At 66.7% G+C, this 556-nt stretch carries 1 pseudogene; it reads left to right on the top strand.

The features are described 5' to 3' along the window. Window positions 1-432 (top strand): annotated as a pseudogene (locus ABGB16_RS33965) (hypothetical protein); the annotation flags it as partial. Window positions 433-556: the final 124 nt, after the last annotated feature.

The following is a 556-nucleotide window of genomic DNA, read 5'->3' as shown; positions in this document are numbered from 1 at the left end:
CTACAACACCCGCCGACGCCACAGCGCCTGCGACGGCATGTCACCCATCGACTACGAACGCTTCATCGCCCAAGCCCGCCTGGCTCAGGCAGCTTAAACAGCCCTCCACGCTTTCAGGGGATTGACATCGGTGAGACACCGCTCCACCGGCAGAAAACGGCGACGGTCACCGACCGTCAACCGATCCGGGTCGACTACCCGCACAAGGAACTCGTCACACGGCTCCTCGCGGACGTCTGCGAGGTCTGCCAGCAACCCGGCGAGGTGGAAGTCCACCACGTCCGCAAGCTCACCGACCTCGGCAAACCCGGACCGCTGCAGCCCCACTGGGCCAAGGCCATGGCCAACCGGCGCCGCAAGACCCTGGTGGTCTGCGCCTCCTGCCACAGCCTCACCCACACCGGGCAACCAGCCACACCGCTCACGCAGTAAGTCACTGGAGAGCCGGACGATCGGGAAACCATCAAATCCGGTTCGGCGGGAGGCCGCGCGGAAAAGGACCAGCCCAACGGCTGGCACCTCGCCGCGCGGCCCACCCATCCGGATGGCTGGTGCG

It is taken from the genome of Micromonospora sp. B11E3, assembly GCF_039871625.1.
GTDB lineage: Bacteria > Actinomycetota > Actinomycetes > Mycobacteriales > Micromonosporaceae > Micromonospora.
This window is presented reverse-complemented; position numbering and strand designations above follow the sequence as displayed.